18 protein-coding genes are annotated in these 19,859 nt (G+C 60.7%); 11 read left to right on the plus strand and 7 right to left on the minus strand.

What is annotated here, in order from left to right; all coding sequences use genetic code 11:
* The first annotated feature begins 46 nt into the window (after positions 1–46).
* Positions 47–1,069 (plus strand): HNH endonuclease signature motif containing protein, encoded by a 1,023-nt coding sequence (locus tag ABRP88_RS00620; protein WP_349835707.1) that lies wholly within the window; start codon positions 47–49, stop codon positions 1,067–1,069.
* 257 nt (positions 1,070–1,326) lie between these two features.
* Here ABRP88_RS00620 and rarD read toward each other — a convergent pair whose 3' ends face one another.
* Positions 1,327–2,202 (minus strand): EamA family transporter RarD, encoded by an 876-nt coding sequence (rarD, locus tag ABRP88_RS00625; protein WP_349835709.1) that lies wholly within the window; start codon positions 2,200–2,202, stop codon positions 1,327–1,329.
* 45 nt (positions 2,203–2,247) lie between these two features.
* Between rarD and dnaE the strand changes: the two genes are divergently transcribed.
* A complete protein-coding gene (gene dnaE, locus ABRP88_RS00630) occupies positions 2,248–5,820 on the plus strand; it encodes a DNA polymerase III subunit alpha (protein WP_349835710.1) in 3,573 nt (1,190 codons plus the stop codon).
* A 249-nt stretch (positions 5,821–6,069) separates the two neighbouring features.
* Here the strand turns inward: dnaE and ABRP88_RS00635 are convergent, their stop codons facing one another.
* Positions 6,070–7,962: a choice-of-anchor I family protein gene (locus ABRP88_RS00635; RefSeq protein ID WP_349835712.1), complete on the minus strand. Its 1,893-nt coding sequence runs from the start codon at positions 7,960–7,962 to the stop codon at positions 6,070–6,072.
* A gap of 122 nt (positions 7,963–8,084) precedes the next feature.
* Here ABRP88_RS00635 and ilvA point away from each other — a divergent pair, with 122 nt between their 5' ends.
* The 4 genes from ilvA to ABRP88_RS00655 are packed head-to-tail and all read left to right on the plus strand — an operon-like array spanning position 8,085 to position 10,622.
* On the plus strand, positions 8,085–9,353 hold the full coding sequence (gene ilvA, locus ABRP88_RS00640) for a threonine ammonia-lyase IlvA (protein ID WP_284769539.1): 1,269 nt from the start codon (positions 8,085–8,087) through the stop codon (positions 9,351–9,353).
* Positions 9,353–9,997 carry a YigZ family protein gene (locus ABRP88_RS00645; protein ID WP_349835714.1) on the plus strand — a complete coding sequence of 215 codons (645 nt, stop codon included), beginning with the start codon at positions 9,353–9,355 and terminating at the stop codon, positions 9,995–9,997. The genes ilvA and ABRP88_RS00645 overlap by 1 nt, the downstream gene beginning before the upstream one ends.
* On the plus strand, positions 9,994–10,233 hold the full coding sequence (locus ABRP88_RS00650; protein WP_284769541.1) for a hypothetical protein: 240 nt from the start codon (positions 9,994–9,996) through the stop codon (positions 10,231–10,233). The genes ABRP88_RS00645 and ABRP88_RS00650 overlap by 4 nt, the downstream gene beginning before the upstream one ends.
* On the plus strand, positions 10,233–10,622 hold the full coding sequence (locus ABRP88_RS00655; protein ID WP_284769542.1) for an RNA-binding S4 domain-containing protein: 390 nt from the start codon (positions 10,233–10,235) through the stop codon (positions 10,620–10,622). The genes ABRP88_RS00650 and ABRP88_RS00655 overlap by 1 nt, the downstream gene beginning before the upstream one ends.
* Here the strand turns inward: ABRP88_RS00655 and ABRP88_RS00660 are convergent.
* The 4 genes from ABRP88_RS00660 to ABRP88_RS00675 form a co-directional block, all read right to left on the minus strand.
* Positions 10,619–11,617, minus strand: a complete 999-nt coding sequence (locus ABRP88_RS00660; protein ID WP_284769543.1) for a GTP pyrophosphokinase — start codon at positions 11,615–11,617, stop codon at positions 10,619–10,621. The two genes, ABRP88_RS00655 and ABRP88_RS00660, sit on opposite strands and share 4 nt — an antisense overlap.
* A gap of 10 nt (positions 11,618–11,627) precedes the next feature.
* Entirely contained in the window at positions 11,628–12,245 is a 618-nt protein-coding gene (locus ABRP88_RS00665) for a hypothetical protein (RefSeq protein ID WP_349835716.1), read from the minus strand.
* A gap of 72 nt (positions 12,246–12,317) precedes the next feature.
* A complete protein-coding gene (locus tag ABRP88_RS00670; protein WP_349835718.1) occupies positions 12,318–13,697 on the minus strand; it encodes an exonuclease domain-containing protein in 1,380 nt (459 codons plus the stop codon).
* Between the two features lie 101 nt (positions 13,698–13,798).
* Positions 13,799–14,332: a TetR family transcriptional regulator gene (locus tag ABRP88_RS00675; RefSeq protein WP_349835719.1), complete on the minus strand. Its 534-nt coding sequence runs from the start codon at positions 14,330–14,332 to the stop codon at positions 13,799–13,801.
* A 161-nt stretch (positions 14,333–14,493) separates the two neighbouring features.
* Here ABRP88_RS00675 and ABRP88_RS00680 point away from each other — a divergent pair, with 161 nt between their 5' ends.
* Both ABRP88_RS00680 and ABRP88_RS00685 read left to right on the plus strand, forming a co-directional pair.
* Complete coding sequence (locus tag ABRP88_RS00680; protein WP_349835720.1) at positions 14,494–15,255, plus strand: hypothetical protein; 762 nt, start codon at positions 14,494–14,496, stop codon at positions 15,253–15,255.
* Between the two features lie 118 nt (positions 15,256–15,373).
* Entirely contained in the window at positions 15,374–15,805 is a 432-nt protein-coding gene (locus ABRP88_RS00685) for a hypothetical protein (protein WP_349835721.1), read from the plus strand.
* Here ABRP88_RS00685 and ABRP88_RS00690 read toward each other — a convergent pair.
* The gene (locus tag ABRP88_RS00690) at positions 15,792–16,691 is read right to left on the minus strand and encodes a YbjN domain-containing protein (RefSeq protein WP_349835722.1); all 900 of its coding nucleotides are present in this window, start codon (positions 16,689–16,691) and stop codon (positions 15,792–15,794) included. The two genes, ABRP88_RS00685 and ABRP88_RS00690, sit on opposite strands and share 14 nt — an antisense overlap.
* Positions 16,692–16,828: 137 nt before the next feature.
* Here ABRP88_RS00690 and hisD point away from each other — a divergent pair, with 137 nt between their 5' ends.
* Genes hisD through hisB form a run of 3 tightly spaced genes read left to right on the plus strand, consistent with a single transcriptional unit; the run spans position 16,829 to position 19,858 of the window.
* Complete coding sequence (gene hisD / locus ABRP88_RS00695; RefSeq protein WP_349835724.1) at positions 16,829–18,139, plus strand: histidinol dehydrogenase; 1,311 nt, start codon at positions 16,829–16,831, stop codon at positions 18,137–18,139.
* Positions 18,140–19,252 (plus strand): histidinol-phosphate transaminase, encoded by a 1,113-nt coding sequence (locus ABRP88_RS00700; protein WP_349835726.1) that lies wholly within the window; start codon positions 18,140–18,142, stop codon positions 19,250–19,252. It abuts the gene before it with no gap.
* A gap of 3 nt (positions 19,253–19,255) precedes the next feature.
* Positions 19,256–19,858: an imidazoleglycerol-phosphate dehydratase HisB gene (gene hisB / locus ABRP88_RS00705; protein WP_284769551.1), complete on the plus strand. Its 603-nt coding sequence runs from the start codon at positions 19,256–19,258 to the stop codon at positions 19,856–19,858.
* Position 19,859: the final 1 nt, after the last annotated feature.

Genomic DNA, 19,859 nt, shown 5'->3' on the forward strand with positions numbered 1-19,859 from the left:
ACGCTTCGCCGCGCGGGGTGTGGGGTGGCGGCTTAGCATCGGGGACATGGAACACATTCGGGCATATATTGCGGCTTTAAACTCGGCGATGGATATCCTCGCCGAGGCCGCCGATATGCCCGCCTCCGAGCTGACCGCCGCCGGCATGCCGGATGTTGCCGCCGCGTCGATAGCCCACCTCTCTCAGATCTATTTCGGGCCGACCAGTTTCACGCGCCGCCAGCGTCGGGCGGTCGAGGGAGCGCGGCGCAATGGGCATTCGCTGCCGACGTTGGAGGTCATCGAAAAGCACGCCCGCCGCGCGCCCACCCAAGCTCGGGCCTGGGCCCTGCGCGCGGAGCTTACCCAGGTATCCGCCGATACCCAGGCGATGGACAAGCTCGCCCGCAAGAAGGTGCGAGCGCTGCGCCCGCCGCGCGAACCCAAACCAGGGGTGAGGCTGCGCCGCCGCGCCGCGGGCAAACCATGGACGCTAACGATTACAGGTAGCTCCAGCCTCGTCGCGGAGCTGCATAACCAAGCAGGCACGCTTGCCGATGTCGCCGCCCTCTTCCACTCCGGCGCCTCCACCTCCACCGTGCGCACCAACGTGGTAATCCCGCTGGATAAGTTGAGCGCCATCGCGCAGGGCGATAAAGACGTCACGGTCACCATGACCAACGGAGCGCAAATTAGCGGCGCCGAGCTGGCCCAGCGCGCAATGGCGGAGGAAGGTTTTATTACCCTTCTCCACCCCGTGGAGGGGCCGGTGAACCTGTACCGCATGCGGCGCGGGGCAACGTGGAAGCAATTTATGATGGCCGCCGCCGAAAACCCCGTCTGCCCGGCGCGCGGGTGCCACCGCCCAGCCGATGAGTGCCAAGTCCACCACATCTATAGCTGGGCCGGCGGCGGGTGGACCAATGCCAAGAACCTCACCGTCGCGTGCCCGCATCACAACGGCCGCAATGACGACGACCGCGCCGCCCGCCCCCGCAATGGCCGCTTCGAACGCGTGCACGGCGGCGTGCGGTGGATTAAACCCTGGCAGCCGCCACCGCCGGACCTCGTCGATACCGGGCCCAGTTAGCTCACAACGTTGAGCCGGGCCCAACCCTCAGCGGCGACTTTCCCGCCCGCGAATTCCTAAGCGCCGAGCTCATCCACAGCGCATTTCTGCGTGCCGTTTTTCGCGCTGCGCACTCCTGTGCGCAGCGCCCCGTTGCCGCGCGCTTTTGCACACCCCTCTTCCACACCGCTAACTTTTGCGTGCCGTTTTCTCGCGCTGTGCACTACTGCGCGCGGCTCACGCACCGTCTTTCGCGCTGCGAATTTCTGCGCGCAGGTTTACCTGCGCCGCGCACTCTTGCGCGGCGCGTTGTGGCGAACGCGGATGAGATCTGCAATGTAGATGCTGACTGCTACGCCGATGATGCCGAAGCCAATCCACCGGTGCGTGGAGAAGTGTTCTTGGGTGACAAAGAGCGCCCACAGCATCTGCATGATAGGGGTGAGGTATTGGAGCATGCCGATCGTCGACAAGCGCAGCGTCCGCGCGCCTTGGGCGAAGCACAATAGTGGCAGCGCGGTAATCAGGCCGGCGCTGATTAAAAGCAGCATGTGTGGCGTGCCTTCCGTAACGAAGGTGCCTCGGCCTGCCTGTTCAATCCACACGATATAGGCAATGGCAACGGGGGAGACCACCAAAGACTCTGCCGCGACCGAGACCGCCGCCGATACCCGCACCTGTTTCTTGATGAGGCCGTAAATGCCAAACGATGCCGCCAACAACAGCGAGATATACGGCGCCTGTCCGGTAAAGAAGGTCAGATACAGCACCGCGATTGCCGCCACGGCGACGGCGGTCGCCTGCCATGGGCGCAGCTGCTCCTTAAAGAAGATCATGCCGAGCGCCACCGATACCAGAGGATTGATGAAATATCCTAAAGCGGCATCGGCTACGTGATCGGTATTAATCGCCAGCACATAGGTCCCCCAATTGACCGTGATGAATACGCCCCCGGCGGCAAGCCAGCCCCACGTGCGCTTGTCCAAGCGCACCAATTCGCGCCAGCCGCCGCTGCAGATTAAAAACGCCGTGACGATAACCGCGGTCCACAACACGCGATGGGCGAGGATTTCCAGCGGTGTGGCCGGTAGCAGGAGCGGGAAGAACGCGGGGAAGAACCCCCACATGATGTATGCGGCGAGCGTGTAGATCATCCCCGCATAATATCGTCATCTTGACCGCCCCGCTAAGATGACCGCATGGCCAAAAATTCCTCCTTCGTCCACCTGCATAACCATACCGAGTTCTCCATGCTGGACGGCATGGCCAAGGTCGATATGTTGGCTGATGAGGTGGTCAAGCAAAACATGCCCGCCGTGGGCATGACAGACCATGGCAATATGTATGGATCCGATGCCTTTTACAAGCGCATGACCAGCGCCGGGGTGAAACCCATCATCGGCATCGAGGCCTACATGGCCCCGGAATCGCGCTTTAATAAAAAACGCGTGTTGTGGGGCACTCCGGATCAAAAGCGCGATGATGTCTCCGCCTCGGGCGCGTATTTGCACCAGACGATGATCGCGGAAAATGCGACCGGTCTGCGCAACCTGTTCACGCTGTCCTCGCTCGCCTCCTACGAAGGACAGCTGGGCAAGTGGCCGCGCATGGATGCAGAGCTCATCGCCGAGCATGCCGATGGCATCATCGCCACCACCGGCTGCCCATCCGGCGATGTGCAGACCCGCCTGCGCCTCGGTCAATTCAACGAGGCCCTCGAGGCCGCGGCCATGTGGCAAGACATCTATGGCAAGGACAACTTCTTCTTGGAGTTGATGGACCATGGGCTGGACATCGAAAAGCGCACGCGCGATGGGCTGCTCGAAATCGGCCGCAAGCTCGACCTGCCGCCGCTGGTAACCAACGACTGCCACTACGTGCTGGAATCCCAGGCGCCGGCGCACGAGGCCATGCTGTGCGTGCAGACCGGTAAGACGTTCATGGACCCAGACCGCTTCAAGTTCGGCGGTACCGGCTACTACATCAAGTCCGCCGCGCAGATGCGCGATACCTGGGACGACCTGATTCCGGATGGCTGCGACAACACCCTGTGGATTGCCGAGCGCGTGCAGGACTACAGCGAGGTGTGGGAGGAACACACCCACGACCGCATGCCCATTGCCGATGTCCCCGAGGGCCACACGCCCACCTCCTGGCTGACCCACGAGGTGATGGAGGGGCTGCAGCGGCGGTTCCCCGGGCGCGAGGTGCCGGAGGACTACATTGAGCGCGCCAAGTACGAGATTTCCGTGATTGAGATGAAGGGCTACCCCTCCTACTTCCTTATCGTGGCGGAGCTAATTAAGTACGCGCGTTCTGTAGGCATCCGCGTGGGGCCCGGCCGTGGTTCTGCGGCGGGCGCGCTCGTGGCCTACGCGCTGACCATTACCAATATTGATCCGCTGGAACACGACCTGCTCTTCGAGCGCTTTTTGAACCCCGAGCGCCCGTCGGCCCCCGATATCGATATCGACTTCGACGACCGCCGCCGCGGCGAGATGATAACCTACGCCGCCGAGCGCTGGGGAGAGGATAAGGTAGCCCAGGTCATTACCTTCGGCACGGTGAAAACCAAGCAGGCCATTAAGGACTCCGCCAAGGTGCACTTTGGCCAGCCCGGCTTCCAGATGGCTGACCGCATCAATGGTGCGCTGCCACCGGCGATTATGGCGAAGGATATTCCGCTGCGGGGCATTACTGACCCCGACCACGAGCGCTATTCCGAGGCCGCCGAGGTCCGCCAGATGGTGGAAACCGACCCGGATGTGAAAAAGATTTATGACACCGCGCGCGGTTTGGAAGGCGTCGTCCGCCAGGCCGGCGTGCACGCCTGTGCGGTGATTATGGCCTCCGTGCGGTTGATGGACCACATCCCGATGTGGAAGCGGCCTGCCGATGGCGCCTATATCACCGGCTGGGATTATCCCGCCTGCGAGGCCATTGGCCTGCTGAAGATGGACTTTTTGGGCCTGCGCAACCTCACCGTTATTGGTGATGCCATCGAAAACATCAAGCGCAACCGCGGCGAGGAAGTGCAACTCGAGCAGCTGCATGCCGATGACCCCAAGGTCTCCAAGGTCTATGACCTGCTCTCGCGCGGGGATACCTTGGGCGTGTTCCAGCTGGACTCCGGTGGTATGCAGGAGCTGCTCAAGCGCATGAAGCCTACCGGATTCAAAGACATCGTGGCCTCCTTGGCCCTGTACCGCCCTGGCCCGATGGGTGTGAATGCCCACTGGGATTACGCCGACCGCAAGAACGGACGCAAGGAAATCACCCCGATTCACCCTGAGCTCGAAGAGCCGCTGAAGGAAATCCTGGATGAGACGTATGGTCTCATCGTCTACCAGGAGCAGATCATGCGTATCTCGCAGAAGGTGGCGAACTACACCGCCGGCGAGGCAGACGGCTTCCGTAAGGCGATGGGTAAGAAAAAGCCCGAGGTCCTAGCCCAGCAATACGATAAATTTTGGGGCGGCATGCAAGAAAATGGCTACTCCAAATCCGCCATGGATGCCCTGTGGGGGACCATCGAGCCCTTCGCGTCGTACGCGTTTAACAAGTCCCACGCCGCGGGCTACGGGTTGGTCTCGTTCTGGACGGCCTACCTCAAGGCCTACTACGCACCGGAATACATGGCAGCGCTGTTGACCTCTGTGGGCGATAAGAAGGATAAGTCCGCCATCTACCTGTCGGATTGCCGCCACTTGGGCATTAACGTTTTGCCGCCCTCGGTCAATGAATCCGAAGAGGACTTCCAGGCTGTGGGCGAGGATATTCGCTTCGGCATGGGCGCTATCCGCAATGTGGGCTCGGAAGTCGTCGAATCCATCATTGCTTCGCGCAAAACAAAGGGGGCGTTTACGTCCTTTAGTGATTACCTTGACAAGATCGATTTGGCAGCGTGTTCCAAACGCGTGACCGAGGCGCTGATTAAGGCCGGTGCCTTTGATGATTTCCAGCAGCCGCGCAAGGGCCTCATGCTTATTCACGAGGACGCCGTCGATGCAGTGCAAACCACCAAGAAGGCGGCCGATAAGGGGCAATTCGACCTCTTTGCCGGCTTCGGCGGTGGTGACGATGCCTCCTCGGAGGGCGCCTTTGCCATTGATGTGCCGGACGATTCATGGGATCGCAAGCACGAGTTGGCGCTAGAACGAGAGATGCTGGGGCTCTACGTCTCTGGCCACCCACTCGACGGGTTCGAAGAGGCCCTGGCTGCACAGACCAATACGCCGTTGACCAAGATCCTCAACGATGAGGTGCACAATGGGCAGGAACTCATCATCGGCGGCATCATTTCCGGTGTGGACCGCCGCTTTTCTAAGCGCGATGGTTCCCCGTGGGCGATTGTCACGGTAGAAGACCACAACGGCGCGCAGGTAGAGATCTTGGTCTTTAACAAGGTCTACTCGCTGGCAGCGCCGCATATTGTGGAAGACAACATCATCTTGGCGCGCGTGAATGTCAAGGTGCGCGATGAGCGTCGGTCGCTGTTTTGTTCCGATATTCGCGTTCCCGAGCTGGGGCCAGGCGGTGGCGCGAGCCTGCCACTGCGCCTGACCATGCGTACAGACCAGTGCACGATGGAAAATATCGCCCGACTCAAGCAGGTCTTGGTTAAAAATCACGGTGAGTCCGATGTCTACCTTGAGCTTGTCGAGGGCGACCAATCCACCACCATGGTCCTCGGTGAGCACCTCCGCGTGGAACGATCCGGCAACCTCATGGGAGACCTGAAGGCCACGATGGGCGCAGGTATTTTGGGATAGAAACTCCTCCTGTACTTTTTACATACACCGTTACCGCAGTCCAGGGAAAGCAATATCGCTGCACCTGCGGTGACAGCAGAAAACGCTCGCTTCTGCCTCAGAAGTTGGCGTGCCGTCCATGGGTCGGATTTGTGAAAGCGCACAAGTTCCCGCGCGGTCACCGCTGGCAATGTAGTACAAGAGGAGCAGGCAGGCGGTGGCTGGGGAGCTGATCGCGCGCCCCAAATGCCACCGCTTTAATACCGAAATCTACGGAAGTAGCTGACGGACCGGTTCTGGAAGCATCTTATAGAATTGATCGGCTACCTGCGGCATGAAGTGTAGAACACCGCTCAACATGGCGCCGAGGGCAATGACGCCAGCGATGATTCCAACGCCCTTCGCGATGCTGCTGGAGCCGTCTCCCGGCAGCCATGCCCCGGGGGGGGCATCGTCAGGAGCGTCGCCGTCTTCATCGGAGGCGTTCTCGCCTTCGTCCTCGGAGCCGCCTACGAGATCGGCGACAGAGAAGACCGTGGTGGTCCCGGACACCTCGTTGCCGGCGATAAGGAGGGCATCGTCGGTAGGAGAGTCTTCCTTGCTAACGAATGCTAGCCCCTCGGGGCCCAAGTCGCCGGCCAACCTGGTGGCGGCGGCATTGTCCTCGTCATAGTCCACGGCGAAATCGCGGTTATTGCTATAGGTGACGAACTCGGCATGAGCGGGGTCGGTGACGTCATAGACAAAGATGCCGCCCACGCGCTCCATGCCGATGAAGGCATAGGTTCGGTCACTAACTGTTCCAATCGTCAGAGCTTCCGGTTCGGGGCCTTTATTATTGGAGCGATCGTCAAAGTCGGGATCCTCATTATCGGCATTGAAGTTAAGTCCCTCGATGTCCTTGGTGATTTCCTCGAAGTCGGAGCCGGAATCGAAGACGACGTTGCCCTCGGCATCGTAAATGCTAAAGGAGCGGGACCCGTAGGAATACAGGCCATCGAAGCAGCCCTTTTCCTCGTTCCATCCAGAGGCATTACTCAACTTTAGGTTGCCGGCGTATTTCTTGTCCTCGATGCCTTCTGGCAGGTCGACAGAATCACAGATCTGGCCCTCTTCAACAAGATCTTTCAGCTTGACCTCATCGGTATAGCCGCCCCATTCGCGGGCATCGCCCTCATTAGCGGTGGCGAAGTAGGTCTCGCCGTTGGTCTGGAAGGCGCCAATCGAATCCGGCATGGACAGGCCATGCACAGGGATCGTACGCAGCTTTGCCGCGCCGTCCTTATTGGAGGGATCAATGGGGACATCTGAGTGGTCCGCGATGTGGGCGGGCAACACCTTGTCTACGGTGGCGGAGGCAATATCGACCACTGCGATAGCGTTATTTTCTTGCAAGGTAACATACGCCTTGCCATCGGCGGAGGAAATATACTCAGGCTCAAAGTCAAGCGAAGGCTTGTTGTGGTGGTTTTCTGGGCCGAAGACGCGAATGGACGGGTCAAGTTCTGCATCTGCGCCATCGAAGGCGCGGAAGTCGGCGGTGCGAACATCCGCAGCGGAGGGGGCTTGGACGCCGTCTGGCAGGGAAATGACGGACACGGTTCCTTCTGGGTCTTTTGCGTATTCGGTACCGTCGGAGTTGAGCTCATCGGAGGGCTCACCCTCATTCGCGGTCAAGGCATAGGCACCGTCTTTGGTGATGTGCACGTTATCTGGCAGCGCGCCGAGCGGCGCGCGGCCAAGCTCTTCGGCGGAAGTAACATCGAAAATCAAGGCTTCGCCGTTTTCGGTCTTGTCTGCCTGCTGCACGGCGGCGACGGCGAGGCCATCGGGACGCACCGCCACGGAGTTGATCTCCTTATCGCCGCCGGCGGAGACCTCAGCAACCTTATTAGGATTGGTGGGGTCGGAGGCGTCCAGTATATCCACCTTGCCCGATTGCGCATTCACCGTGAGAATACGCTGGGAGGCGGCGTGGTAGGCCACGATTTCCGCTGCTGATTTGCCGATCACCCCGGCCTCATAGGAGCCGATGGGGCTTAGCTTTACCGCAGCATTGTCGGCGGAGTGTTCTACAACATTATCGACGATATGCGCGTTGGCAGCAGGGGCGCAGCTGAGCGCAAGGCAGGCGGCCATGCCGATGGAGGTGCGCTTAAACATAGAGAGAGTCCTTTCTTGTGGAGCACTCCATTATCTCGATCCCACGTAACCGCTGCGCTAAACCGGAATGAAATATAGGTGAATCGGTCGAGCACTAGGTAGGGCGGGTAGACTCTGCAATCATGACTGAATCGACCATCCACGCATCCGATATCCAGCAGGCGCAGGCACGCATCAGCTCCGAAATCGCGCCGACGCCGTTGCAGTATTGCCCCCGGCTTTCTGCGGAAACGGGCTGTGAGGTCTATTTAAAGCGCGAAGATCTCCAGGACGTGCGCTCGTATAAGATTCGCGGTGCGCTCAATAGCATCTCCAGTCTGTCGCAGCAGGAGCGGGAGCGGGGCATCGTGACGGCATCGGCTGGCAACCATGCACAAGGCGTGGCCTATGCCTGCCGCACCATGGGGATTCCGGGTAAGATTTTCGTCCCAGAGCCCACACCCATGCAAAAGCGCGACCGCATCCACGTGCACGGCGGAGACCAGGTGGAACTCGTAGTCGTGGGTGCCAACTTTGACGAGGCCGCGGCCGCCGCGCATGCCGATGCCGCCGAGCGCCACGCCACCTTCATCGAGCCCTTCGATGCCCGCGATACCATCATCGGCCAGGGCACTGTCGCGGCGGAAGTTTTGGCGCAGCTTTCGGCAAAGGGCGCCTCGGTCGATACCATCGTCGTGCCCGTCGGCGGCGGCGGGCTGATTTCTGGCATCACCTCCTATATGGCGGATATGGCACCGCACGCCAAGGTGGTAGGAGTGGAGCCGGAAGGGGCGGCATCGCTAAGAGCAGCCTTCCGCAACGGCGGGCCGGTGGCACTAGACAGCGTGGATCCGTTTGTCGATGGCGCGGCGGTCAAGCGCCTGGGCTCGCTGCCTTATGAGATTTTGGAGGCCAACCAAGAGCGCCTGCACTGGGACACGGTCTCTGAGGGGGCGGTGTGCACGGACCTGCTCAACCTGTACCAAAATGAGGGGATTATCGCCGAGCCCGCGGGTGCACTGTCCGTGGCTGGGCTGCAGCGGGTGCCGCTGGAGCCAGGTTCGACGGTGGTCTGCGTGATTTCTGGAGGCAATAATGACGTGTTGCGCTACGCCGAAATCATGGAGCGCTCGCTGGTGCACCGCGGCCTAAAGCACTACTTCTTGGTCAATTTCCCGCAGGAACCGGGCCAGCTGCGCCACTTCTTGTCTGAAATCCTGGGGCCCAGCGATGACATCACGCTCTTCGAGTACCTCAAGCGCAATAACCGCGAGACCGGTGCCGCGCTGGTGGGCATACAGCTCAGCCGTGCCGAAGACCTGGCAGGGCTGAAGGAGCGGATGGCCGAGTCCAAGATTTCGGTGCAGCACCTGCAGCCGAATACCCCCGAGTACGATTTCTTGGTGGCCTAATGCGCGATTCGTATCGGCGCCCCGCCGGCCAGGTGGAGCACGAAATTGAGATCAAACGTTCGCGGTTCATTACCTTGATCGGCCGGGTGACAAATGAGGAAGAAGCACGGGCGTTTATCGATGCCGCCCGACAGCGCTTTCCCGATGCCCGCCACCATTGCTCCGCCTATGTCTACCACGTCGACGACGCGAACCCTGTGGAGCGCTCCTCCGATGATGGCGAGCCTTCCGGGACGGCCGGAAAGCCCATGCTGGATGTGGTAAAGGGCTCTGGAATGCTTGATATTTGTGCGGTGGTCGTGCGCTACTTCGGCGGTATCAAGCTGGGCGCGGGCGGCCTCGTGCATGCCTATGGCGGGGCGGTTAGCGAGGCCATGGAGAAGGTCGAGGCGGTCACCCGGGCTCGCCGGGAGCTTTATACGGTGGAATGCCCGCACGCCACGGCTGGGCGTCTCGAGGCGGATTTGCGCGGGCGCGGCATCGATATTACCGACACCGAATACGGCGCAGCCGTGACTTTTACGGTCGCCGTGCGCCCGGGTGGGCTCGATGAGCTCCAGGCTATGCTCGCCGCGCTTTCCCAAGGTGAAATCAGCGCGCGCGAAGCAGGTTCTGCCTGGGTTGAGGTAGTATCTGGGTCATGACTATGCAGCAGCGACCGAATAACCCCATTGCGCAGCGTAAGCAGCAGGTGCGCAAGCACTCCCGCAACGCCGTTATTTCCGTTGCCGGTGGTGTCGGCGCAGGAGTCGTTTTAGGTGTGCTTTCTGCTAATTTTGCCGCTTGGATGATTTTGGGCCTTATCATCGCCGTGGTAGGCGGTGGATATAACTGGTTGAAGATCCGCAAAATCGTCAACGAGAACCACAATAATTATTAATGCCTACCCCGCAGCCAAGCGGCCGCCCCGTCCGCATTGATGCTTGGGTATGGGCGGTGCGCATGTTCAAAACCCGATCCGCCGCAGCCACCGCGGTGCGCGCCGGGCACGTGAAAATAAACGGTGAAGCGGTAAAACCCGCCCAACAAGTCGTGCCGGGCGATAGGGTGCGCGTGTGGCGCAACCACCACGAGCACGATTTGGAGGTGCTGGCTACCGTTGCCAAGCGCGTGGGCGCGCCGGTGGCGCGCACCTGCTATACCGATCACGCGCCGCCGCCACCGCCCAAGGAATTCCAGCCCGCGGTGCCGGTTCGCCCCCGCGGCGCGGGTAGGCCGACGAAGAAGGAACGCCGCGATATGGAAAAATTCCGCGGCGGATTCCGCTAAGAGTTTGCGCGCAGCGCCTTAAGGCGCGCGTTCAGGCGGCGCCGCCGGCCGGCGCGGTCGCCGGATTCGGCGGTGGCCTCGATGTGCTGCTTGCCGAACTTATTGAGCAGCAGATCATCGATAAGGCGCACTTGGCCGGGCCGAAAGCGATAGCGCATGGTGTCGTGGACGTGGGCAATGGCGTCATCGTCAAGCAGCTGCTCGAGCTGGTCTAAGGATCGGATATCGTTTTCCTCCAAGATTTCCGCGAGGAAGCGGTAGTGCTCCGAGCGTGAAAGCGGGAAGCGATTGCCCAAAATGATGGCCAGGACGCCAGGCAGGGTTTCCGGGGTAAGCTCCACGTCCGTATCCGCCTCCGTGCGCGGGGCTTTGAGCGCGGCGATCTCATCGAATTGCTGATCAGCCAATTCGATGAGGCCGGCGGCCAGCGTAAATAGGCGGTCCACCTCCGGCGAGGGCGGGGTAGGGCCTTGCTTATAGCGGATATCGTGCTCGAATTCCGCCCATGCGTGCTGCAGAACGGTGCGAATTTGTACCTCAAAAGTCCAGCCCACGAAATCGGCGAGCTCCTCCATGGCCGCCGCACTATCGTCGGTCACGGTGAGCACCAGGTGGTGAGAGCCGTACCCAAAGCCGCCGGAAATGCGGGTCTCGGCCGCCTTATCCACAGAGCGCACGACCTTGAAGGACTCGCCCAGCACGTCTAGCGCATTGGGAATGGTGGTGGAGTGGTACAAGGTGACGCGCACGCCCATGACATCGTGGATATCATCCCACGGGGTGGGGTAGATAAAATCGCCGTCCTCGCCCCGCTTCTTAGCCTTGCGCTTGAGTGAGGACCACGCCTTGACGCGGGTGGATACCCGGTCAAAGATGATGCCGGCGTCATTGAGCAGATCCTCGATGGCGGTGCGAAAATCCTCCGCCGCCGTGGGGTGGCTGCGGGTCCAGGCATGGTACTGATTGCTCAGCCGCGACATCCTGCTTTCCGCCATGGTGCTCCTCTCATAATTCGCGGGGAAATCCGTTAGACCATACTAGCGGGCGCGAATGTAAAACGGTGCGATGGCGGGGAAGTTGTTCGGCGGCGGTGTGGGCGAGGTCGCGGGCATATTCATCGGGTAGGTGGGCGAAGACAAAAACCGTCGCGGAATCCGGCACCAGGTAGGTCAAAGAATGCGAACGCATGAGGCGACGCATGTGTTTATCCAGCACGGTGAAGGTTTCTGGGTGCGCTAACCACGAAGAAATCGGGGCGCCGTGGGAGCGGACTTGCAGGCCGCCATAGGGCGCTGCGGCAGGCAGGGCGCAGTAGGCAGGGCGAGTCCAAAAGCGCAGGCCCTGCGAGTCGAGCGCGGCGCGCTGCAGATTCAGCGAGGCACAGTTCCACGCCTGGCGAGTTGAGACATCCAGGTCCGCGAGGCCGCGGTGGCTGAGCCGGCGAAAAGTGCGCTGCCCGGGAAAGACCAGCGCCATCGACAGGTTGGGGGAAAGCTGGATGGTGGCGAGGGAGTCGCAAAAGCCGTCATCGGAAAGCCGCTGGTGCTTAATCCACGACCGCGCGAATAGCGCCGGCAGCAAATTAGTGGTGGTGGGGCGGGGTGCGTCGAGCGTGAGGGTCATGGCGATTTCTCCAGGGTCGTGAGTATCCGCCCTTATTGGACTGGAGAAATGGCCAGGTGGTTCCCTGCGGGTTTAAAAAGGCGGCTCGGCGTTGAGCTCCAGCTCGGAAAAGAGCTGGGCGCCGGTCCACATGGTGATGTCCTGGCCCTTTTCTTGCAGCTCTTCGGCGCGCTTTTCCTTGGAAGTCTTCTTCGCCCATTCGCCGACGACGAGCAGCGTAGTCTTCTTGGTGACGTTTTTGCCCACTTGCCCACCGCGCTTGGCGATGCCCTGCCACAGCAGCCCCTTATCGTATGGCTCGAAATCGCCGGTCAGGGTGACGTGCTGGCCGTAGAGTGCGCCTTGAGGATCGGCGTCGGGGTTGGGTTCTGGGATGGTATCCGGGGTGGCAACGGCCTGCCACGGCGCCCGGTTGGACGAAGCAGGTTTCTGGCTAGTTCCCGCGGACCGAGTGGAATCGCGGAAATCGGTACCGGCGCCCAAATCGTCGCCGGAGGTGGGCGCGGTATGCGCGCGCAGGACCGGCAGGATGGCCGAGGATTCGAGGCGGCCGAGGCGAAACTCGCGGCTGGTAAAGAGAGCGGTGATGCTTCCGGTATGTCCGAAGCGCTGGGCCAGCGCCGTGATGATGTTGCCAGCGGCGCGGGCGTCCTCGGTGGCATCGTGGTGGGTAAAAGAGGCACCGCCTAGGTGTTTCACCACGGTGGGAAGCTTGTGGTTGGCCACCGAAATAACACCTTGCTTGGAAGCGTCGCGGGACAAAGCGAGCGAACAGGCCAGCGGGACGGTGGGGACATCGGCCCCGGCTGCCAGCAACCCGGAGCGCAGCGCGGATGAGTCGAATTGGACATTGTGCGCGACGATGACATCGCTGCCGATGAAGTCAAAGAGCTCTGCGGCCGCTGTGACAAAGGGTATGGCTCCTTCGACATCGGCGGCGGTAATCCCGTGGATGGAGATATTGATTTCGGCAAAGTGCTCCAAACCTGGGGGCGGGGTGCACAGCCACGACTGGGACGCGGTTTCTTGGCCATCGCGGTAACGCACGGCACCGATCTGGCAGATGGATCCCCAATTATCATTGGCGGTTTCTACATCTACCGCAACGAAATTAAGCCCTGGGTTTTCTGCGCTAGCGGTTGGGGTTGCAGCTGCTGCGGGTTCGGGTGCGGCTGCGGCGTCCGTCGGTGCGTCGCCCTTTTGTGCCGCCTCGATGGCGCGCGCCACGCGGTGGGGATCCTGGTGCGGCGCGAAGGCAATGCTGCCGGCACTGCCTAGGGACAGCGAACCAAAACCGGTGGCGGTGGGTTCGTGGACGCGCAGGTCATCGATGGCATCGAGCGCGATTTCTGCGGTGGCAGGCGCGCCCAAGCTGCGGGAGAGCAGGCTGCGGTGAAGCACGATTTTTTCCGCAGTGACATCGATGAATACGCCATGCGCGGGATACGACACGAAAATGGCCTTTCTTCTGAGGTGACAATCTAAAGAGGGCTGCTGCACAGAGATCGTACTCGCTTGTGCTGATGGGAAATCCGCCGCGGGGGTGAAGAGTTTTAATCCGCCCCGCTGTGCTGCAAACCGGCATTGATAATCTGCACGCCATGCACCAAATCGGCGCGATAGTCGGCCGCGGTGGTCCCGCCGGTGGTTTCTAGCAGTTGGCGCTGAGATTGCTCGAGAAGCGTGGCGCCTAGGACGAGGTGAACTGCAGAAAGGGCAGCGGCCTTGCGAGCAGTATCATCGAAATCGGGGCAGGTGGCGGAGCTAAACTGCGCGACGAGGTGATCCCATGCCTGGGAATCAGGCTGCGAGAGCCCAGCTATGGCAACCTCCGCTCCATCGCGGCGGGCTAGGAGCAATTCGCGCAGGTGCAGGCTAATGTCTTCCAGCGTGGAGCCGGCGACGGGGGCGATAGTATCTTCGGCAAGAGCGGCAATGAGCGCCTGCTTATTGGCGATGTGCCAATACAATGCGCCTGGAGCAACGCCGAGAGAGGAAGCGACGCGGCGCATGGTGACATCGGCAAGCCCATAAGTATTCAATAGGGTCGTGGCGGCCTCGATGATGCTCTCGCGATGTAGTTGCACAGTGGAAATTGTACGTGTTTCAGCGCGGCAAGGAATAGCTCACAGGTACTTTTAAGACTGCAATAATGTCTCTTGCAAACTTGCATTGTTAGGATTGCGGGGACAACACAACCCGTCGTGAGGCGGCTTCGCATTCGAAAGATTGATTCAGGAGCTCTCCCTTGTCCTTTTTGACCCCTGCAAAGAAGTCCCTTTTCGCGGTCGCTATGGTTGCCCCGCTTGCCTTAGCTGCATGTAGCTCGGACGATGAGGACGATTCGACGAAGACCACGTCGTCTTCGCCTGCTACCACGTCCTCTGAGACCTCCGCGAAGGAATCGGCGAAAAAGTCTGAGGACAAAGACGCCGATAAGGACAAGAAGGAAGAAAAGGACAAGAAAAAGACCTCCGAGGACCCTAAGGAGAAGGGTGAAGAAGGCGGCAATGCGGGCGCCAACGCAAACCCCATTGAGAATGGGGATGATCCCTTCGCCAACGCCCAGGACATCAAGCCCATTGAAGGTGGGCACGAAGCAAGCGATGGCGATAAGCAGGCCATTGAGCAGTTGGTGCGCGGACAGCATGAGATTGACAATGTCAAGGACTACTTTGGCTACATGCCAGCACATGCCTGCAAGGCCGTGCGCGAAGGCGAGTCCGGGGATTTTCAGCAGTACCTCAACTACGTCGATAGCCTGCCCAACCAGTCCTTTGCGGAATACGCAAACTCCATGCGCCAGCAAAGCCAGGGCAATGCCAAGATTAACGAGTTCGCCAACCAACTAGAGGCCATCCCTACCTCCACCAAGCTGGAATCGATCAATGACGTTGTGGTCAATGGCGATGATGCCTCCGCTACCGTGAGCGTGTCGAACCCGGAAGGTACCGATACCTCCACCGTTCGTTTCCGCCGCGAGGACGGTAACTGGACCTTCTGTAACTAAATTGTCTTTCCGCCAAGCTCGCTTGCCCCGCACTCTCGGTTTCGGTGCGGGGCTCCTGGCGTGTTCCCTGTTCGTTTTCGGCATCTGTGGCGCGCTTTGGGGGTTTATGCGACCTACGATGACCGGGCATGCTGTTGACGGTGGCGGCTACGCCATTGAAGCGGTGGGCAACGCACAATTCGTCGCGTTTATGACCTTTGCACTCGTCACGGGTTTCTTGGGGCTGTGCCTCGGACTGGCTGCATTTTCCCAGCGCCGCGGGCGCGGTCTCACGATGCTGCTGTGGGTAGGGCTATGCGCGCTTACCGGTGCGGCTTCCTTCTATGTCTTTGGTGGCATCACCGCAACGCACCCGCCGGAGACCCCAGGGGACGTCGTGGAATTTGCGCCGAATTTTTCGCCGGCCGTGGCCTGGGCGGTAGCCCCATTTTTGGCCATGTTTTCCTACTGGTGTACCGCGTTTATTAGCTCCGACGCGGACTGGGAAGCTGCCGGCAATGAGTCCGCTCAAGAGGCCAGTGCGCAACGTGAAGTAGTTACGCCCACTTAACCGGGGAGCTGCCACAGAATTCTCGCGCGATGTCATCGATTGCGTGCAGGATGGCATCGAGGCTGTGGCTTAAAACCCGCAGCAGTTGGCCTTGGTTAAGGCCCGCCCCGGTCAGGGTCGGCACATCGACATGGATATGGAGGCCGTCGTCGGTGGAGCGGCAGTAGGCCGTGGCGCTGTGGTTCGCTCGGTTCCAGTCATTGCAGATCAAAAACAAACGGGTGAAATCGTCCTCATCCGCATTCAGATCCCACCGGCATGTGATGATGAGGCTTGGCCCAGAGTCGAGGGTAAAGGTGCAAGCGATGGAATTGACTAGGGCAAATAGGCAGATTTCCCCATCGCTATGGAAGCGGTCGATGCCTATTTGCGGCAGAGCGGCGGCAAGGAGATCCAAAGTGAACGCGGGCTGTGTAGCGGCATCGCCTGGAGCGAGCACAAGTTCTGGTTCTTGGGCCAGGGTGGGAAACTCGCGCGTCGCCACGCTGATGAGTACCTCTGCGCCGTTGAGTGCGGCGGGCACAAAAGCGGCCAATTGATCGTGCGTTGGTGCAGTTCCAGTACTGAAGTGGCTCTGCCCACTCAGCACTAGCGAACCTGCCTCGTCATAGTCCAGCACGGCGGTGGGGTAGAGGCAATCGGCATTCCACGCGGTGATAAATCGGGACAGCGCGGCGGCCTCGCCCAAGTCAACCGCGCCGCGCAGAGTGGTGTGCAGATGGATAACCACATCGTCGACCTGCGACACAGATACCAGAGTGGACCCCTCCTGCCCATGGGAAATGACGAGTTCCCCAGTAGGTAGCGCCCAATAGGAATAATCAAGCTCGCGGACGATGGCGCGCAGGTGCCGCTCAATACTGGTGGATTCAAATTCGATCATCATGCACCGCACACTCGCCTTCGCTGGAAGTTGATTTGAGTCTATCGCTCAAGAGGGTGTCCCCGCGGCCCTTTGGGCGATAGTATATTGGTTTGTCTACAGATATAGCCCACGGTGATCAACCAGAAAGTGAGCCAGGAATGCTTCGAACCATCGATCTCCGCGGTCAACAGCTCCGCCCCGCCACGCTGCGCCGCGTCCTTCCGCGCGGTGGCACCGATGTCAATTCCGTTATGGGCACCGTCGTGCCGATGGTGAATAAGGTGCGCGACGAAGGCGTCCAAGCGGCGTTGGATTATGGGGAGCAATTCGATGGGGTGCGCCCGTCGTCCCTGCGCGTGCCCCAGGCGGAACTGGAGCGGGCCGCCGAAGAACTTGATCCTCAGGTGCGCTCAGCCATCGAGGCCTCCATTGCGCGAGTGCGCCGCGTGCATGCTGACCAAAAGCCGGATCCGCACACGACGCAGCTGGCACCCGGCGCCACCGTGACCGAGGTTTTCCGCCCCATCGAGCGCGTTGGCCTCTATGTTCCCGGCGGCAAGGCGGTCTACCCGTCTTCAGTCATCATGAATACCGTGCCCGCGCAAGAGGCTGGTGCCTCCAGCTTGGTGGTCGCCTCCCCGCCGCAAAAAGATCACGGAGGATTGCCACACCCTACGGTCTTGGCCACGTGCCACATGCTGGGCGTGGAGGAAGTTTGGGCCATTGGTGGCGGCCAGGCGGTAGCGCTTTTGGCCTACGGCGATGCGGACGAAGACGTAGAGCCCGTGGACATGATTACCGGGCCGGGCAATATCTTTGTCGCGGCGGCGAAAAGGGCGGTGCGCGGGGTGGTCGGCACCGATGCGGAGGCCGGCCCGACCGAAATCGCCATCTTGGCGGATGAGACCGCGAACCCTGTCTACGTTGCCTATGATCTCATCTCTCAGGCGGAGCATGATCCGATGGCGGCAAGCGTGTTAATTACGGCATCGGAAAGCGTGGCCCAGCAGGTAAATCAGGAGGTTGAGCGCCGCTATACGGCGACGGAGAACTCCGCCCGCGCCGCCGAGGCTTTAACGGGCGAGCAATCCGGCATCGTGCTGGTGGATTCCGTGGACGCGGGCATCGCCGTGGCGAATGCTTATGCCGCCGAACACCTAGAAATCCACACCGCGGAGCCGCACGCGGTGGCAGAGCGCATCAACCACGCCGGCGCCATCTTCGTCGGGGCGTATTCCCCGGTGCCCTTGGGGGACTACTCGGCCGGTTCCAACCACGTGCTGCCTACCTCGGGCACGGCGCGGTTTTCGGCTGGGCTTTCTACCCACACCTTCCTCCGGCCGGTCAATCTCATCGATTATGACCGCGGCGCCCTGGAAGAAATCGCCCCCAACGTCATTGCCTTTGCTAATGCCGAGCGCCTTCCCGCCCACGGGGAGGCCATTCGAGCCCGATTCGAGGAGAAATAAATGGCCCAGCTACATGACCTACCGCTGCGTGAGGAATTGCGCGGCGAGACCGCTTACGGTGCCCCGCAGCTGCGGGTGGCCTACCAACTCAATACTAACGAGAATCCTTTCCCGCCTTCGCCCGCGCTTGTCGATGCCCTCGTGGACGAGGTCCGCCGCTGCGCCAGCTCGCTCAACCGCTATCCAGAGCGCGATGCGGTCGAACTGCGCACCGAGTTAGCCCGCTATGTTTCGCAGCAAACCGGAGTGGATGTCACCTACGAGCAGGTCTGGGCAGCCAACGGTTCCAATGAGATCCTGCAACAGCTTTTGCAGGCCTTCGGCGGGCCTGGGCGCAGCGTGCTGGGATTTACGCCGTCATATTCCATGCACCCGATCCTTTCTGCTGGTACCCACACGCGTTTTATCGAGTGCCCGCGCGATGAGAACTTCACCATCGACATGGAGCGCGCCTTGGCGGCGGTGGCCGAGCACCAGCCCGACGTCATCTTTGTTACTACCCCAAATAACCCCACCGGCGGGGTAACCAACCTGGAGGATATTGCCGCGCTTATCGATGCCGCCCCCGGCATCGTCATCGTCGACGAAGCCTACGCCGAGTTTTCTGACTCGCCGTCCGCGACGAGCCTGTTAGAAAAATACCCCACCAAGCTCGTGGTCTCGCGCACGATGTCGAAGGCCTTCGACTTTGCCGGCGGTCGCTTGGGGTATTTCGTGGCGGACCCGGCCTTTGTGGAGGCCATCATGCTGGTACGCCTGCCGTATCACCTGTCCGTCTTATCCCAGGCAGCGGCCACTGTGGCCCTGCGTCACAGCGCAGATACCCTCGCCACCGTGGCGACCATCGCCGCCGAACGCGACATGGTGGCAGGGCGCCTGCGCGAGATGGGCTATACCGTCATGCCGAGCGAATCGAATTTCCTTTTCTTTGGCAATTTTGCAGACCAACACCGCGTGTGGGAACAGTTCTTGGACGAAGAGGTGCTCATCCGCGATGTAGGGATCGACGGGTACTTGCGTGTGACCATCGGCCTGCCAGAAGAAAATGCGGCCTTTCTGGCTGCGGCGGAAAAGCTAGCGACTACAGTGGGAGCGGATACTTCAAAGGAGTGAGATATGACAAACCGTGTGGGGCGTGCCCAAAGAGCAACATCGGAATCGGATATCACCGTTTCCATCGACCTAGACGGCACCGGGAAAAGCGATATTTCCACTGGGCTGCCGTTCTTTGACCATATGCTAACCGCATTTGCCACACACGGTCTATTTGACCTGCAGGTAAAGGCCACCGGTGATGTGGAGGTTGACGCCCACCACACCGTGGAAGATACCGCCATCGTGCTAGGCCAGGCCCTGCGGGAAGCCGTGGGGGACAAGGCCGGAATTCGCCGCTTCGGCTCCCAATTACTACCCATGGATGAAGCGCTGGTAGAGGCGGTAGTGGACTTTTCGGGCCGTGCGTACTTCGTGATGAATGGCGAGCCGGAACACCTGCAGTGGCAGATCATCGGCGGGCACTATGCCACGGTGATTAACCGCCACTTCTTCGAATCCCTGGCCACGCACGCAGCCATTACCCTGCACGTCAACGTGCGCTACGGCCGCGATCCGCACCACGTGACCGAGGCGGAATACAAGGCTGTAGCCCGCGCGCTGCGCGCTGCCGTGGACCAAGATCCGCGCCAGACTGGCATCCCTTCGACGAAGGGAGCCCTGTAGC

The sequence above is a fragment of the Corynebacterium sp. KPL2734 genome (assembly GCF_040225595.1).
Taxonomy (GTDB): domain Bacteria; phylum Actinomycetota; class Actinomycetes; order Mycobacteriales; family Mycobacteriaceae; genus Corynebacterium; species Corynebacterium rhinophilum.